The organism is Pseudomonas sp. PICF6, assembly GCF_009831705.1.
Lineage (GTDB): Bacteria > Pseudomonadota > Gammaproteobacteria > Pseudomonadales > Pseudomonadaceae > Aquipseudomonas > Aquipseudomonas rhizophila.
On the sequence record NZ_WUUD01000018.1, the window covers coordinates 183088 to 198773 of the forward strand.

At 59.1% G+C, this 15686-nt stretch carries 13 protein-coding genes; 7 read left to right on the forward strand and 6 right to left on the reverse strand.

All coding sequences use genetic code 11. From position 1 onward, the window contains the following. Position 1 precedes the first annotated feature (1 nt). Together GSM73_RS11955 and GSM73_RS11960 are read right to left on the reverse strand one after the other, a co-directional pair. Positions 2–1003 carry a FecR family protein gene (locus GSM73_RS11955; RefSeq protein WP_160892642.1) on the reverse strand — a complete coding sequence of 334 codons (1002 nt, stop codon included), beginning with the start codon at positions 1001–1003 and terminating at the stop codon, positions 2–4. 196 nt (positions 1004–1199) lie between these two features. After that, the gene (locus GSM73_RS11960; protein ID WP_160892643.1) at positions 1200–6038 is read right to left on the reverse strand and encodes a dermonecrotic toxin domain-containing protein; all 4839 of its coding nucleotides are present in this window, start codon (positions 6036–6038) and stop codon (positions 1200–1202) included. A gap of 226 nt (positions 6039–6264) precedes the next feature. On the opposite strand from GSM73_RS11960, the gene GSM73_RS11965 reads away from it, so the two are divergent. Further along, complete coding sequence (locus GSM73_RS11965) at positions 6265–7296, forward strand: Ldh family oxidoreductase (protein WP_076384981.1); 1032 nt, start codon at positions 6265–6267, stop codon at positions 7294–7296. Between the two features lie 100 nt (positions 7297–7396). On the opposite strand, the gene GSM73_RS11970 is transcribed toward GSM73_RS11965, so the two are convergent. Next, on the reverse strand, positions 7397–7714 hold the full coding sequence (locus tag GSM73_RS11970) for a YqjD family protein (RefSeq protein ID WP_047226556.1): 318 nt from the start codon (positions 7712–7714) through the stop codon (positions 7397–7399). Positions 7715–7874: 160 nt separating this feature from the next. Between GSM73_RS11970 and GSM73_RS11975 the strand changes: the two genes are divergently transcribed. Further along, positions 7875–8129, forward strand: coding sequence for a hypothetical protein (locus tag GSM73_RS11975; protein WP_076384979.1), 255 nt, complete (start codon positions 7875–7877; stop codon positions 8127–8129). Positions 8130–8132: 3 nt separating this feature from the next. Here the strand turns inward: GSM73_RS11975 and GSM73_RS11980 are convergent, their stop codons facing one another. Beyond that, a complete protein-coding gene (locus GSM73_RS11980; protein WP_172833799.1) occupies positions 8133–9032 on the reverse strand; it encodes a LysR family transcriptional regulator in 900 nt (299 codons plus the stop codon). Between the two features lie 94 nt (positions 9033–9126). Here GSM73_RS11980 and GSM73_RS11985 point away from each other — a divergent pair, with 94 nt between their 5' ends. Then, the gene (locus GSM73_RS11985; RefSeq protein WP_076386674.1) at positions 9127–10050 is read left to right on the forward strand and encodes a carbon-nitrogen hydrolase family protein; all 924 of its coding nucleotides are present in this window, start codon (positions 9127–9129) and stop codon (positions 10048–10050) included. Between the two features lies 1 nt (position 10051). On the opposite strand, the gene GSM73_RS11990 is transcribed toward GSM73_RS11985, so the two are convergent. Then, positions 10052–10522, reverse strand: a complete 471-nt coding sequence (locus GSM73_RS11990) for an LEA type 2 family protein (RefSeq protein ID WP_047226553.1) — start codon at positions 10520–10522, stop codon at positions 10052–10054. Between the two features lie 191 nt (positions 10523–10713). On the opposite strand from GSM73_RS11990, the gene GSM73_RS11995 reads away from it, so the two are divergent. The 4 genes from GSM73_RS11995 (at position 10714) to GSM73_RS12010 (ending at position 13648) form a co-directional block, all read left to right on the forward strand. After that, complete coding sequence (locus tag GSM73_RS11995) at positions 10714–11430, forward strand: YafY family protein (protein ID WP_047226552.1); 717 nt, start codon at positions 10714–10716, stop codon at positions 11428–11430. A 51-nt stretch (positions 11431–11481) separates the two neighbouring features. Further along, positions 11482–11823, forward strand: coding sequence for a nuclear transport factor 2 family protein (locus tag GSM73_RS12000; protein ID WP_047226551.1), 342 nt, complete (start codon positions 11482–11484; stop codon positions 11821–11823). A 151-nt stretch (positions 11824–11974) separates the two neighbouring features. Further along, entirely contained in the window at positions 11975–13096 is a 1122-nt protein-coding gene (gene zapE / locus GSM73_RS12005; RefSeq protein WP_076384977.1) for a cell division protein ZapE, read from the forward strand. 57 nt (positions 13097–13153) lie between these two features. Continuing rightward, positions 13154–13648 carry a GNAT family N-acetyltransferase gene (locus GSM73_RS12010; protein ID WP_047226549.1) on the forward strand — a complete coding sequence of 165 codons (495 nt, stop codon included), beginning with the start codon at positions 13154–13156 and terminating at the stop codon, positions 13646–13648. A 36-nt stretch (positions 13649–13684) separates the two neighbouring features. On the opposite strand, the gene GSM73_RS12015 is transcribed toward GSM73_RS12010, so the two are convergent. After that, positions 13685–15424, reverse strand: a complete 1740-nt coding sequence (locus tag GSM73_RS12015) for a phosphoethanolamine transferase CptA (RefSeq protein ID WP_160892645.1) — start codon at positions 15422–15424, stop codon at positions 13685–13687. Positions 15425–15686 lie beyond the last annotated feature (262 nt).

Here is a 15686-nt window from a genome sequence, read left to right on the forward strand (position 1 = left end):
TTCAGTTGGACGGCCGTTGACCGATGGAGTTGAGGACTGGATTGCCGTCCTGGTTCTGCGTCAGGTAAACCGGCAGGACTTTGGGCAACGAAGGCACCAGGTTCTTCACTTCGTTGAGGTTGTAGATACCACCGATACGCAGGGCGCCCGTGCTGTTGTCGGCCAGCATGACGGGATGCTCGAGATAACGATTGATCAGCGGGAGCGCATCGCTGAGGGCAAGGTTGTCCAGCACCAGCTTGCCGTTGCGCCACGCCAGCGAGCTGTCGTTGGCATCGACTTCACGGATTTGCGGTTGGTAGTCGCCAGCTTTGTAGCTGGCCTGCATGCCCGGCGACAGTTGCGAGCCGTTACTGGCAAGTGCCTGGTTGCTGGTCACCCATACCGAGCCCTCCACCAGCGTCACCCGGACCTGATCCTGATACATCCATACATTGAAGCGAGTGCCGGTCACGCGCACCTGGCCCTGGCCGGCCCGTACAACGAATGGGTGTTGTGTGTCATGGCTGACGTCGAAAAACGCCTCGCCCTTTTTCAGCGTCACCCGACGCTCATTCTTGTAATTGGCAAATACCAGTTCACTGCCCAGGTTCAGTTCTACCTGGCTGCCGTCACCCAGGGTGATGTGACGCACGCTTGCATCCGCTTCGAATCGTTCGTAGGAGTTGGCAACCCAGCCCAGGTTCCAGCCCGTGTAGGCGGCCAGGGGCACGCCCAGCACAAGCACCGCGGCTGCGACAGCCATCCGACTCCAGCGGGACCGAGGTCGCGGTATTGGCGCGGGAGATGGTGCCGCTTCGACACGCGGAAGATGATCGGCCACGGCCCAGATCTCCAGCATGGCTTGGTATTCGAAAGCGTGCAGGGGATCGGCATCGTGCCATTGTTTGAATGCCAGCCGTTCGGCGTCGGTGCAGTCGACGGCGTGCAAACGCATGCACCAATGCGCGGCCGCATCGGTAATGGCGTCGTATTCGGCTTCCGAGAGTGTATGTTCGGTCATTGACTCTTCCTGGTTTGCCGCATTCTAACCTTCGGCATGACCTGTCGAGAACCGCCATCATGGCGTTTGCACATCAAAATGAGCCTGTTTTTTCCGGTCAAAGGCTCGAACACCGGTATGTCGTGGTTATAGCGTGGCATACATCTCGTGAAAAAAAGATCAAGACCCGTCCGCGCGCAGCGTTCGCAGAGGCCGTTTAAAACGTGGCAGCGGGACTCAAGGGTGGGGAGTCCAGCTGTCGACCCAGCTCACAGATGAGTAGCGTCATGGAGTCGGCGTTTCGCAAGATCACGTCGATGCGTGCTGTCGGTGAACCTGGATCCAGAAAGATACTGCGCGCCTCGCTCATGCTTCTGGCGCCGGTCATCTTCAGGATTTCCCGGGCCATATCCCGATGCTCGGGGAAAAGCTCCAGGCTCTTGAGCCCGCCGGCTGCACTGTCCCAGCCCATGAATAGTTTGGATCGTGGCGTGGTCAACGACAGCCCGTTGCGTTGCTGGTCCTTTTGATAATTGTATTTTGAATGTCCGAACTGAGTGGCATTGGAAATCAGGTCCAGAAACGGCAGTGCCGCGTCCAGATAGACAATATCGAGCGTGTCGAAAAGCTGATGAGAAACTTCGTGGATAAGCACCGCGGCCTGGGCGTGGGCATCGACATTGAAGGAATCCGGGACCGCATCCTTGTACCAATCCAATCCGACCTCGAAGAAATACTGGGTGAGATAGATTCTTCCTGCCGTTTCCGGTTCGAGCACGAATGCAGTGGCTCTATCGTCCATGTATTTCAAACGGCCGATTACAAGGCGCTTGGCGTTGCGGGTTTCCCAGGACGGATCAGCCAATGCCCGGCACAGCGGCGAGACGGCGGTGTGTATTTTCTTGATCAGGCTGGCGTCGACTGTCCTCACCCCAAAAAACGTCTTCAGGAAGGTATCCAGCCGAGAGCCCGGCGGGACCTGATGTTTGATCTGATCCAGATTATGCAGGGCGTTGAATGAGTAATACCTGGCCACCTCCAGGGCCTGCTCGATCATGTTTGCGTAAGCCGGGTATTTGCGGCGTATTTGCGCCATGCCCCGAGCCTCAATGTTGAGCGACGTTGAAGCCTTGTAGTCGCTGTAGGAATTGGCCAGCGTTGACATCACTTTGCCGTAGCGAATGGTCTGCCGTTGTGGGTCTACGGTCCATTGCTGGTTATCAGGCGACTGCCTCAGTATTGGGCCCTCTCCCTGTTCATGGACCACGCGCCAGACCTGATTGGCTTTGGCCACCTGAAAAACCATGCCGGCAACAGGTGCGTAAAGCTTGTCGGACCCTGGGGCCCTGTAGGTTCCGTCGATCCGGTTCTTCTGCAGGTTGTGCAGGCTCACCTCCGTGGCTTCGAAGGCCCGCAGGTTGGTGCGCGTCGGGGCGGTGGAGGCGATGTCTTTCCAGCGGGGCGGGGTCGCCATGGAGGCGTTCTGCGTGCCGGGACTTATCGGGTCGAGCAGGCCGAAGGTGTCGTCGCGATTCAGGAAGCCAAGTGAGACCATCTCTGCCGCGCCGGCGATGAAGTCGTGCAAGCCTGCTTTCCAGTCATGCTGCTGCAGGGATTCAGAAGAGGCCTTGAAGTCTTGGTAACTTTCCCAAAGCGTTTCGATAAACGTCAGTTTGCCTTGCAACTGCCGCCCCACCAGTTTGACGCCGGCGCTGAACAAATGCAGGGCCGTTTCCCAGTCAAACTGGCGGTTTTTTTCTGTTTGTGCGCTCAGCATGTCCGATAACAGGGTTGTATTGTCGTTGAACAATACATCGAACAGGTTGGTCTTGATCGGATTGGAAGCCAGGGTGATTTCCGATAGAGAACCGACCGTGGCGGCGAACAGGTTCTTGAACGTGGCTTGCTGGCTTTCGGGAAGTCGACGAATCAGCAGGTCCTGCAACGCGCCCGGCGTGTTGAAGGCTGCAATGAGGCTGCCCTGGTCCTTGAACTCGGTGAAGTTGTGGCCCGCATGGTAGGGGGAATACAGCACATGGGGGGCAGTATCATCGGTGCTTGATCCGATCAGGTAGAGCCCCAGTGCCTTGATCGCCGCAGCTCCCCGGGTTTTGATCAGCTCCAGTGGACGAATCAACGCGCTGGCGCCGTCCACTGCCTGGCGTGCGATGGCATCCGGCATGTCCAGTACCTGGCGAATCAAGTCAAACCCTGTGGGAGAAAGGTGCTGTTGTAGATGCAGTGCGTGGGCATGTTGCAACAGTTGCCAGGGCAACTGCCGGCGAAATCGCTGCTTTCTTTTCTGGCCATCGGTCGAGGTAGTGGAGAGTTCGTCCAGAACGATCTTTTTATAGGCAGAGGGTATGTCCAACGACAGCAGCATTTGTCTGACAGCCGTCTCGTTCAGGCTGTCGGGCAACGCGCGCCCGGAGGTCGAGGACACCCTGAAGCCTGTCTTTTGAGTGAAGTCGGCATGATTGAGGGCGAACTCGGTCAAGCTGCTGGCGGGCCCCGCCAACGCATGGTTCGGGGTGATCAACAGGGTGGCAGGATCCAGGTCTTTTACGGCGAAACGCGCATCCAGGAGCGCTTTGAGCTTTTTGCTCACATAGGTGTGCAGGGGCTCGATACCGTCCAGATAATCCTCGTCATCGTCGACACTGCTTCTGTATTGCTCAAGCAGGTCAACCTGTAGGCGCTGTTCTTCAAGTGGTGCGGCGCCAAGCCAGGCGGGGAGTTTCTGTTGCAAGCGGATCGCCTGGGCGATACGTGTGGCGTGTGTCAGATTGGTAGGCGCGGCCTTTTCAAGCAATGTGCCCAGGCTTTTTACCCGTTCAGGCCCTGTCAGTTGCCAGTCCCCGCTCTTTAGCGTGCTCAGATACCTGTATTGGGCCTCGAACAGTGCGTTGAACGACTTCATCCGATTGAGCAGCACGTTGTCTTCGATCAGCTCAAACACATCCAGTTGATAGCGTCCATGGGGCTTGCGTTGGGCGGGCCAGAGGTTGGCGAGCAGACCAGAGCGCTTTCGTGAGTCGAGCAGGTGGCGATTCAATTGCTGGGTGGCAAGTTCGACTGAGGCAAACACTTGTAAACCGTCGGCCGGTGTCCAGAGAATTGCCAGGCCGGAATGAGGCGTATCCAGCCCGCCGCGTTCGGTCAGCAGGAAACAATTGGCCAGCGGCAAAGAGACGGTTTTGCCGTCCTCGGTACATGCCAGCCTCAGCGAATAGACATCGGGCCGGAAGCCCTTTACCCCGATGCGTTGAGTGCGGTCCGGATATTCGGCATCAAAGGCAAAGACCGCGGCGATAAGGTCGCGCGCGGCGGGAGACAGGGTTGCGTTGAGTTCTCTGAGTTCGGCTTCTGCACGTATTCCCAGGGAAAAGACGTTGGTCAGTTTAGGAAGAAGGCCTTTCAATGCGTGACGCAGCGAGGTGTCGCTGGAGAGTGGCAATCGGCTCAGTTCGGCATTCAAGGCCTCTTCGACACTGGCGTAGCTCTTGATCTTCCTCTCCAGTTGATCAGCCATGAAATTGGACGGGCGCAGGTCCCCGTAAAAAACCGGCTGCGTGCCCCAGTGTCCAGCGGTTTTTTGCGTCAGCAGGTTTTTGCCGATCAGGCTGCGTATGTCCAGGGCCTTGTCAACGAGCGCGTGGACGTCCACGTCCCCCTGGCGGGACATCTCCATTGCGAAATGAAGGTTTTTCGACTGTTTGCCGATGATCGCATCAGCCAGAGACTCGAATACCGGCCACGTCACCGCCTTACCTGACACCTGGGGATCGTCAAAGCGCAGGAAGCGGTTGCGCTCCTCCAGGCTGAGCAGACTGTAGAGTTCTTCCTTTCGCCCTGCGCCGGTGGGGGTATTGAGCAGTGCATCCTTGAAACCCAGGTAGTTGTCGACTTTCTCAAGGCCGTGACTGGGGGTATAGAGATAGTGTCCCTTGGCGCTGATCATCAAAGAACCCGCCAGCTCTACGTAGAGCGGCTCATATTCCCAAAGACGCAGGGTTTCGATAAACAGCAGCGGTTCGTCCGGGCGAGATGGCCTGTACAGCCGCAGCAGTTCCTGGGCGTGGGCCTCGGTGAGTTGTCTTTTCTCCCGCTTGATCAGAATCGTGGCTTGTAGCGCATCGCTGAGAACTTGGGAAAGAAAGCGCCGGCGCGAGGTATTGAACGGGCCGGTGGCGTCCCAATAAGCGTCGATACAGTGGGCAAGGCTGGGGATCAGGTTGCTGGCGGTCACCTTCAACACGCTCTCCCATTGACGCTTGTTTTGCGGTGATACGGTGATGCCTGGATGAATGAAGTCAACGTCTTGCCCGGCGGGCCGACCCTGGCTGTGGAAGTAGGCCAGGACCGCCTCGCTGAGTGTCATGCTTCTGGTCAACTGGCTTGTCTTCTGATTCCCCGCGCTACTCCACGTGCTCATGGTTACGCGGGTCTGTCGATGATCAAAGTTGGACAGCACCTCATTCAAGATCGCGTCAAGCATCGTACTGAGGGAGGGTAACTTGATCAGTTCATCCACCATTGTTCGGGCGTTGAGGCTTTGAGCGAACTCGATGGACTCGACCAGGGTGTTGAAGACGTCACCGTCGATACGTTGCCGGGTAGTCCTGATCGCGGAGGTGCTGTTGAGTTCGGCGCGCTGGGAAATCGATAACAGCCGAAAAAGATCGTCACGCTCGGCTGGACTGTCCAGCATTGCTTCCATCTTCTCTTCGAGAGCTTCGGGGCTGTCGAATTTTCTGATTCCGCCGTAGGGCGTGTAGAGGAACGCAGGCTGGGTCTGCGCTGCGTCTGCGTCTGTCAGCGCTTTGAGCACAAGGCAGCCGGCCAGCGGGATCGGCGCGTTTGCGTCGACCTGCAAGCGAATCGTTTCGGCAGACATGGGGGGCGTCTGTGCGGCGCGCAGCGTATGGTTGGACAGGGACACATGGTGCAGCCAGTCGAGGTCGGCCTGGGTCAATCCGTGGGGGGCGTTCAAGTCCTCCAGGTTATTGGCGGCCAATACCTCGGGAAATAATAACGGCGTCGTTGCAGTGGTCATCGTTGCTTCTCGCTCAAGGCGCCGCGAGGCGGCACGTTTGGTGGATGAGCGGCCAGACTAGGCAACGATCAATGAGCCAAGGTGGTACATAGTTACCGCACCCAAGCGCGGTGATCAGCGTAATCCGGCACGAGCAAGCTTTGCTCCGACAGTGAAGCGGTGTTTAATCAGCCGGCTGGTTCCCCTTACGCTGTTGCTACCTCCAACAATCACTCTGGAGCTTCAGATGTCTGCGCTATCCGATCATGCCGGTTCAAGCACCCTGTCTTTTTCCGCTTTGGTGAGCTTGCTGGAGAAAATATTCCTGCGACACGGCACGTCGGCCGAGGTCGCGCGGGCCCTGGCCGAAAACTGCGCCGGAGCCGAACGTGATGGCGCCCACAGTCATGGGGTGTTTCGCATTCCCGGTTATGTCTCGACGCTGAAAAGTGGTTGGGTCAATGGTCAGGCAGTACCCACGGTCGAAGATGTGGCATCAGGGTTTGTACGGGTGGACGCTGGTAACGGCTTCGCCCAGCCGGCCCTGGCCGCCGCACGTCCGTTGCTGGTGGCCAAGGCCCGCAGCGCCGGGATTGCAGTGTTGGCGATCCGCAACTCCCATCACTTCGCTGCCCTGTGGCCGGATGTCGAGCCGTTTGCCTATGAAGGTCTCGTGGCATTGAGCGTGGTCAACAGCATGACGTGCGTGGTGCCTCACGGTGCTGACCGTCCACTCTTTGGTACCAATCCCATTGCCTTCGCTGCGCCACGGGCCGATGGTGAGCCGATTGTCTTCGACCTGGCCACCAGCGCGATTGCCCACGGAGATGTGCAGATTGCTGCACGCAAGGGCGAGTCACTACCGCCAGGAATGGGGGTGGACAGCCTCGGTCAGCCGACCTGCGATCCGAAGGCGATTCTCGAAGGCGGGGCGCTCCTGCCTTTTGGCGGACACAAGGGCTCGGCGTTGTCGATGATGGTCGAGCTGCTGGCGGCCGCCCTGACCGGTGGCAACTTTTCCTTCGAGTTCGATTGGCACAACCATCCTGGGGCCAAGACACCCTGGACCGGTCAGTTGTTGATCGTGATCGACCCGAGCAAGGCCGCCGGGCAGAACTTCGCCGAGCGCAGCCAGGAGCTGGTCAGGCAGATGCATGGTGTCGGGTTGCGACGGCTGCCGGGTGATCGTCGACACAACGAGCGCAGCAAATCCAATGAGCGGGGGATCGCACTGGACGGGCAGACATTGGCGCAGTTGCGGGAGTTGGCGGGTTTGTAAAGCCGGCTTCGGATGAGGCTCTGGCGGTTCACGCATCTGTGGCGAGGAAATCTCCTCGCCACACTATCAGTGATCATTCAAACAGGTTTTTGCCAAGGGCTTAACGGCGTCCGAGCAACAACCCCACCACCAGGCCGAAGCCTGCGGAAATGGCCACGGTCTGCCATGGATGTCCGCCGATATAGACTTCGGTGGCATCGACCATCGGCCGGGTCCGCTCCCGTGCGCTGGCAACCGAATCCAGGGCTTGTTGCAGCTTCTGCGAGATCTGGTCGCGCAGGTTTTCAGCGTCTTCGCCGACCAGTGAGGCGCTGCTTTTGAGCAGCTTTTCCGATTCCTCAATCAAAGCCTTCAGTTCACTGAAGGCTTGATCCTTGATTTGCTCTCCATTCCCTTGCAGCGTGCTTTTGCGAGCCATTGAGGTACTCCTTGCTGATGATGGCAGTGAACAATGGAGTGCTGCCCTTGAGCAAAAGTTGCAGCGTCTGGCAGCGGCAGCACTGTGGATCATAAAACGTGGTTAAGACGCGCCTCTTCAAGGTGTAAGATGGCGCATATTTACGCAACAGGTAATTCCCATGAGTTTCAATCTGGCTGACAAGCCCCTGGCCGAGCGCGCGGCACTGGAAGACGAAAAGTCCCGACTTTTTGAACTGTGGCAAAACAATCTGGGCAAGGCCAAGGGTGACGCGGCCCGGTTGTTCGGCGAGCGTTCCAAGCGCAAGGGCAAGTGGTCCGAATGGGTACGTGCCGAACTGGACGGCATGTCGCCGCCTGAGTACGCCAACATGGTGCGCAGTGAAGTCAATCGTCTGATGGCAGCCAACAAATAAACCTCAGGCAAAGGTCGCGATGATAGCCTCACGCACCTTGACCACGGCCGGGTCCATCTGCGTATGGGTTCGCCAGCCCAGTTCGATCGGGTAGCGGGGCAGGTCCAGCGGGCAGGGCAGCAACGCCAGGCCACTGAGGGAGGCGATCGCCGCGGCGGCATGCAGCGGAATGGTCGCCACGGCCTGGCTGCCCTTGAGCAGGAACGGCAGGGCGGCAAAGTGGGTGGTCGAGGCACACACCCGCCGGCTCAGGCCAAGGCCGGCCAACCCTTCGTCGGTGATGCCGATGAACCCACCGGAAGACACGAGCAGATGCTCACGGGCCACGAACGCCTCCAGGGTCAGCGTCTGCTGGTCCTGCGTCAGGCTGGCCGGGTCGACGAGACAGGCGTAGTCGCCTTCGCCCAGTACCTGACGGCTGAGCAAGCGTTCGGTAAACCCTCCCGCCGTGATCGCCAGATCGAAACTGCGCTCCATCAGCGCCCGGCCGACGATCTGGCTATGGGTCTGGCGAAAAATCAATCGCAGCCCCGGCGCCCGTCGTGCCACGTCCTCGATCAAGCGCCGGCCATGGGCAATTTCGAAATCATCGGACAACCCGACGATGACCGAGCGACCTTCGTAATGACTGGCATCGGGGTCAACCATCGCCAGGCTCTGGCGACATTTATTCAGTGCGTCGCTGATCACCGGTTTGAGCTGATTGGCCCGTAAGGTCGGCGCCAGGCCGCGGCCAGTGCGCACAAACAATTGATCGTCATACAGGTTTCGAAGCCTGCGCAGCGCCGCGCTGATGGCCGACTGGGTCACGCCCAGGCGTAGCGCGGCGCGGCTGGCGCTGGATTCATCGTGCAGGGCTTCGAAGGTCTTGAGCAGATTAAGGTCGACATCCGCGATATTCATAACACTCATATCATTTAGCAGCGTATGGGGCTTTATTCATGATCGTCTGGCACCTGAAAATCAGCAACCCCAGATGATCGAGGAGTTGAAAACCATGCCCAAATCCATTGTGGCTGCCCTGCAGATCGGCTCGTTGCCCGGAGGCAAAGCTGACACCCTGGCGCAGATCCTTACCTATGAAGATGCCGTACGCCAGGCCGGAGCACGCTTGGTGGTGATGCCCGAAGCGCTGCTGGGTGGGTATCCGAAGGGAGAAAGCTTCGGTACACAGTTGGGGTACCGGTTGCCCGAGGGACGCGAGGCCTTTGCTCGTTATTTTGCCAACGCCATCGACGTGCCGGGCAGTGAAACCGAGGCCTTGGCCGGGTTTTCGGCGCGCACGGGGGCAAGTCTGGTAGTGGGTGTCATTGAGCGTGACGGCAGTACCTTGTACTGCACCGCCCTGTATTTCGAGCCCGATGCCGGCCTGGTGGCCAAGCATCGCAAGCTGATGCCCACTGGCACTGAGCGTCTGATTTGGGGTAAGGGCGACGGCTCGACTTTACCGGTGATCGACAGCCAGGTCGGTCGTGTAGGCGCTGCGGTGTGTTGGGAGAACATGATGCCGCTGTTGCGCACCGCGATGTACGCCAAAGGGGTGCAGGTCTGGTGTGCGCCGACGGTGGATGAGCGGGAGATGTGGCAGGTGACCATGCGTCATATCGCCCACGAAGGTCGTTGCTTCGTGGTCAGCGCCTGTCAGGTTCAGGCCTCGCCTCAGGCGCTGGGCATTGAAGTGGCGAACTGGCCTGCCGAGCGTCCCCTGATTGCCGGCGGCAGTGTGATTGTCGGCCCCATGGGGGACGTCCTGGCCGGTCCGCTTAAAGGCACAAGCGGGTTGTTGACCGCCGAAATCGATACCGATGAACTGGTACCGGCGCGCTACGACTATGACGTGGTCGGCCATTACGCCAGGCCAGATGTGTTCGAACTGGTGGTGGACGAGCGGGCCAAACCCGGCGTGCGTTTCACTCGTTGATTTACCAAGTGGCCGCGGTACCCGGCAAGTCCAGGGTGCCGCGATCCACGAAGCGCAGGGTGCCGAACAGTCCACCGGCCAGTTTGCCTTTGAGTACATAAGGCAGGTTGTCCAGGCTTTGGGTCTGGCTCAGGCCCAGCGTCTGGCGCAGCACGGAGAAAGCCGAGATGCTCACTGGCACGCTCAGTACCGCCTCGGAGAACCGTGGGATGGATCCGGTCTGATCGCTGACCCCCGATGCCAGTGTCCGGCCATTAACCTCGAGGTCGAGCGCGACACCGTTGTAATCGATGGCGGTTTCGTTAGGGTTCTGCAATCGCAGTTTCACGGCAAAGCGCATCTCCAGCTCCTGGCTGGGCAACGGTTCGATGCCCACCACGGTGATGTTCAGCGGATCGCGGTGCGGGAAGAGGGCGCAGGCGCTCAGACTGAGCAACATCAGGAAAAGGGACACACCGAGGGCTCTGCGCATGGATAAACTCTCACGATAATAGGTAGGGCAAACGGGCGAGCTGTTGAGCACGATAACCCACATCTCTCTCAAACCACCGCACATCACGCGGTTTCCCGTCCAGTTCAATCCAGACAGGGCTCATGGCTCCTGACAGTTTCTGACACCAGGCTCTGCTAATCTGCGTCAGTCTTTTTTCCGGATCGTCCATCGTGTCGCGTACCACTCGACTGCTCACATTATTGCAAGTCTTGCGAGGCAAGCGCTGCCCGGTTACCGCTGCGACATTGGCGGCCGAGTTGAAAGTGTCCGAGCGCACGCTCTACCGCGATATCGCCGAACTCTCGGCCCTGGGGGCGCCGATCCAGGGCGAGGCGGGCATTGGCTATGTGTTGCGCAGCGGCCTGTTCCTGCCGCCATTGATGTTCACGGCTGATGAAATCGAAGCCATTGTGCTGGGGCTGCGCTACGTTGATCAGCGTGGCGACGAGGTGCTGGGCAAGGCTGCTGCCGACGCTTTGGCCAAGGTGGCCGCAGTGCTGGCGCCTGACGTCCGGGATGCCCTGCGCAACCCCACGGTATTGCCCGGGCCTCCTGGCTATGGCTATCCACAGAATACGGTGGAGCTGAATGTGTACCGCCAGGCCATTCGCGCCCAAGCCAAGCTGCATATCGATTACGCCGACGTGAACAAAACCCCCAGCCAGCGCCTGATCTGGCCGTTGGCCCTGGGTTTTTTCAATGAGGCGCGGGTAGTGGTTGCCTGGTGTGAACTACGCGGCGCCTATCGGACCTTTCGCACTGACCGGATTGCTTCTGCCACCGAGCAGGGCGAGCGCTATCCTGGCCGGCGCAGCGACTTGTTGCGCGCCTGGTTCAAGCTGATGGAACTGGACGAAATGGGGCGTTTCACTCCTGACAAAAACTGACACAAGGCTGTTCTAGCATGGTGTCAGATCGATAAAACAAGGAGCCCTACCATGTCCAATCCCGTCTCTTCCCTGGCCCCGGCCATTGCCGGCTACATTGCAGCCGCCAATGCCCGTGACAGTTCGGCGGTGACGCGTTTTTTCGCCGAGGATGCCAACGTGTTCGATGAAGGCCAGCACCGCGCCGGTACCCAGGCCATCGCTCAATGGATGGAAGACACCGCCCGGCGTTTACAGCCTCGGGTCGAGGTGCTCAATGTGCAGCAACGCACCGGCAAGGTGCTGGTGCATAACCTGATCTCCGGAACTTTCCCCGGCAGCCCGCTGGAGTTGCGCTACACCTTCCGGCTCGACGAGCAAGGGAAGATCAGTCGGCTGGATATCTCGATCTAGATGTTTGCACGTTGGTTCGTCAACACCTGTGGCGAGGAGATAGATCGCCCTCGCCACAGGGTTTTGTTTGGGTTCACAGACAGGTGAGATCACTCACTCAAAGCCGCCGACATGGCATACTCCCCGACCTCGTTTTCCGGATCAGGGCCGTATGACTTTCGACTCCCCCTTGAGCGCCTGGCAGCATGCCATCGAACACCATGGCTTTGTCCAGGATGAAGCCCAGGAACTGGCCATCATGGCTCTGCAAGAGTGCCACCAGGCACTGCACGAGGGGCGCAAGTCGATCCAGGGCGTTTATCTCTGGGGGCCGGTCGGCCGCGGCAAGACCTGGTTGATGGACCGTTTCTACGAAAGCCTGAGGGTGCCGGCCCGTCGTCAGCATTTCCATCATTTCATGGCCTGGGTGCATCAGCGCTCGTTCCAGCTTACGGGCACGCCGGACCCTTTGCAGGCATTGGCTGCAGAACTGAGCCAAGAGGTCAGGGTGTTGTGTTTCGACGAGTTGTTCGTCACCGACATTGGCGATGCCATCATTCTGAGCCGTCTGTTTCAGGTCATGTTCGAGCGGGGCATGGTGGTGGTCAGCACCTCCAACCTGCCGCCCGAGGAGCTTTATGCCAACGGCCACAACCGCGAGCGATTCCTGCCCACCATCACGGCGATCAAGCAGCACATGCGGGTCGTGCCGGTGAACGGATGGCAAGATCATCGCCAGCATCCGGGAGCATTGCAGCAGCGCTACTGGCTACGCGACGGCGGACAACCCGATCCGTTGGAGGCTGTTTTTGCCCAGTTGACCGCAGGACAGGCGTCCAACAGTTTGCCGATTGAAGTTGGCCATCGTCTGCTTCAGCCCGTGCGGGCCAGCGATACGGTGCTCTGGAGTCGTTACGCGGATATGTGCGAACAGCCGTTCTCAGCCATGGATTTCATGGCACTGTGCGACCGTTTCAAGGCCATTCTGATCAGCGACGTACCCAATCTGAGCGCCGAGCAGCGCGAGGGGCGCATTGCCCGTGGAACCGAAGACGGGGTTGAAAGGGTCGAGGCCGGTGATCGTGAGTTGCCGCAGTTGTCCATTCATGATGACGGTGTGCGACGGTTCATTGCCCTGGTCGATGAATGCTACGACCGCAAGGTGCCGTTGTACCTTTCGGCACAGGTACCGATGGACCGGTTGTACACCGAGGGCTATCTGCAATTCCCGTTTCGTCGTACGCTCAGCCGCCTGCAGGAAATGCAAATGCAGCGTTTTGGTCAGTCCGCCTGACCGTATCCCGCCGACGGCACCGGAGCCGTCGGTACTACCGAAGTGAGATGGAACGCCGTGGAAGAAACCAGGGACATTCTTGTATTGCAAGCCAGCTACACCAATGCAGTCCACGCCGAAGCAATCTGTTATGTGCTCAACGGCTATGCCGAAGATCCAATGGGCGGTGGTCAGTCGCTGCCGCCGGAAGTGCTGCTGCATCTACCCGAGGAACTGGCCAAGCGCCCGCATGCCTTCAGCGTACTGGCTTTCGTCAACGGCGAACCAGCGGGCCTGGTCAATTGCTTCGAAGGTTTTTCGACCTTCGCCTGCAGACCGCTGGTCAATGTCCACGATGTTGTGGTGATGAAGCCGTTCCGCGGGTTGGGGTTGAGCCAGAAGATGCTGCAGAAGGTCGAGGATATCGCCCGCCAGCGTGGTTGCTGCAAAATCACCCTGGAAGTGCTTGAAGGCAATGCCATCGCCCAGGCCAGCTATACCAGGTTTGGCTTTGCCCCTGGCATGTTCGACCCGGCCCATGGCCGTATGCTGTTCTGGACAAAGCCCCTGTAGAGGCCGCTCCTGTGGTAGCGGGCGAGGGCGGTGCGGTTATTTTTGCACGACCCGCACCGCAGGCGCCTTGGGCTGCATCAGGCTGAAGTCGATCAAGGCTTTGCGCTGGTGTTCATAAGGGTTGCCGATCAACAGCGGGCGGGCCTTGAAGTCATCGCTCACCAGGCTTTTACTGCGGTCCAGCTCATCAAAACTCAAACCGGCCAGGTCTGCCCAGGTGTGGATCAAGTGAGCGCTGCTGTAGGGGCGTGACAGGTCAGCGCTGAAGTTCCAGTCATGAGTTTCACGCCACTTGGGCGAGGCCCAGGCGATGAACGGAACGGTGTACATCGGCGCGGTCGGCTTGCCTTCGTTGCGGCCAAGCGTGCTGTGGCCCGGCGAATCGAACACGTCTTCGCCATGGTCCGACAGGTACAGCAAAAAGCCGTTGGGGTCGGTTTTGGCGTAGTCCTTGATCAGGCTGGACACTACGAAGTCGTTGTACAGCACCGCGTTGTCGTAACTGTTGTAGGTCGGGACCTGGTCGTCACGCACCCCCGCCGGTACGCCCTGGCGGTCGGTGAACGTCTTGAAGCTGGGCGGATACCGGTATTGATAGCTCATGTGGGTGCCGAGCAGGTGCACCACGATCAGTTTGCGCGCAGCGCTGTCTGCCAGGGCCTGGTTGAACGGGGCGATCACATCGCCGTCGTATTGCGCCGCGTTCTGGTTGCGGTTGTTGTTCAGGTATACCTGCGCATCGGCTTGTTGAGAGAAGGTCGTGAGCATGGTGTTGCGCTTGGTCATGGTCTGCTGGTTAGTGATCCAGAAGGTCTTGTAACCGGCCTGCTTCATCATGCTCACCAGGGACGGTGTGCTCAGGTAAAGGTCTGGGTTCTGTTCATCGGCGAACGTCAGCACCTGCTGCAGCGCTTCGATGGTGTAGGGGCGCGGGGTGATGACATTGTCGAAAACCGAGAGCTGGTCCTTGAGCTTGTCCAGTTCCGGCGTGGTTTTCCTTGGGTAACCGTACAGGCTCATGCGCTGGCGGTTGGTGGACTCGCCGATGACCAGCACCAGAGTGGCGGGCTGGTCGGCCATGGCGTCCTTCAGGTGGCCCAGGGGGGCGATCTTGCTGGCGCTGTGAAGCATGCCCTGCATGTTTTCCAGTTGTTCGCCATAGCGCCGGTAAGCAACCAGCATCTGCCACGGCACGGCCGGCTCGATGCGACTTTCGAATTTCTCCAGGCCACCGGCAAATGTACCTGCACGCAGGGTGTGCTTGACCAGCGGATAGCCGGCAACTGCCACCACAATCGCAGTCGCCGCGACCATGGCTTGGCCGCGGGGCAGGTACACCGGGCGCAGACGTGTCCAGAGCCAATATCCGACGGCGGTATGGGCCAGGAAGGCCGCCACCATCCACCAGGCAAAATACTGCGTCATGTACTCGCCGGCTTCGGACACGTTCGATTCGAACATGATGAAGATGACGCTCTGGGAAAACTCCTGCTGATAGATGAAGAAGTAGCCCAGGCTGGCCATGGAGCAAGCCCACAGGACCACGCCGATCAGCGCAGCAAGTAAACGGGTCCGGGCAGGAAAGAGCAGCGTGGGCGCAAGCCACAGCGCGCTCATCACGAATGCCTGGCGAAACCCGGTGAACCCAGAGGTGTCGGTTACCAGTATGAGCAGTTGGGTAATGCCCGAGAAATACCAGAAAAACAGAAATAACCAGCCAAACCCGGCCCAGTCGAAACTTTTCGCAGTCGTTGTGCTGCGTTTGAACAAACTCATCAAGCGCTCCAGCCTTCCTGTCGACAAAGCCGCTGGCACCCAATGGATGCCCACAGACATGCGCCGAACTACCTAAAAGGCCGGGAGTATCGCGATGGGGGTGTGAAAAGTTTGTTAGATATTTGGTTACAAAACGAATGTCGGGGGGGCTGTGGCGAAGGCGTTATTTGTGGCGAGGAGGTTTATTTCCGGTGGTCGCGTTGCAACCTCACGCACTGAAACCCGCGCACTCAGGGGCTGGCCGCTACGTGTTGCGGCAAGA

Bases quoted from the DNA above. Each gene is read 5' to 3' on its own strand.
- GSM73_RS11955 (WP_160892642.1), bottom strand. From the start codon at position 1,003: ATGACCGAACATACACTCTCGGAAGCCGAATACGACGCCATTACCGAT.
- GSM73_RS11965 (WP_076384981.1), top strand. From the start codon at position 6,265: ATGTCTGCGCTATCCGATCATGCCGGTTCAAGCACCCTGTCTTTTTCC.
- GSM73_RS12015 (WP_160892645.1), bottom strand. From the start codon at position 15,424: ATGAGTTTGTTCAAACGCAGCACAACGACTGCGAAAAGTTTCGACTGG.
- GSM73_RS11985 (WP_076386674.1), top strand. From the start codon at position 9,127: ATGCCCAAATCCATTGTGGCTGCCCTGCAGATCGGCTCGTTGCCCGGA.
- GSM73_RS12000 (WP_047226551.1), top strand. From the start codon at position 11,482: ATGTCCAATCCCGTCTCTTCCCTGGCCCCGGCCATTGCCGGCTACATT.
- GSM73_RS11980 (WP_172833799.1), bottom strand. From the start codon at position 9,032: ATGAATATCGCGGATGTCGACCTTAATCTGCTCAAGACCTTCGAAGCC.
- GSM73_RS11990 (WP_047226553.1), bottom strand. From the start codon at position 10,522: ATGCGCAGAGCCCTCGGTGTGTCCCTTTTCCTGATGTTGCTCAGTCTG.
- GSM73_RS11975 (WP_076384979.1), top strand. From the start codon at position 7,875: ATGAGTTTCAATCTGGCTGACAAGCCCCTGGCCGAGCGCGCGGCACTG.
- GSM73_RS11960 (WP_160892643.1), bottom strand. From the start codon at position 6,038: ATGACCACTGCAACGACGCCGTTATTATTTCCCGAGGTATTGGCCGCC.
- GSM73_RS11970 (WP_047226556.1), bottom strand. From the start codon at position 7,714: ATGGCTCGCAAAAGCACGCTGCAAGGGAATGGAGAGCAAATCAAGGAT.
- zapE (WP_076384977.1), top strand. From the start codon at position 11,975: ATGACTTTCGACTCCCCCTTGAGCGCCTGGCAGCATGCCATCGAACAC.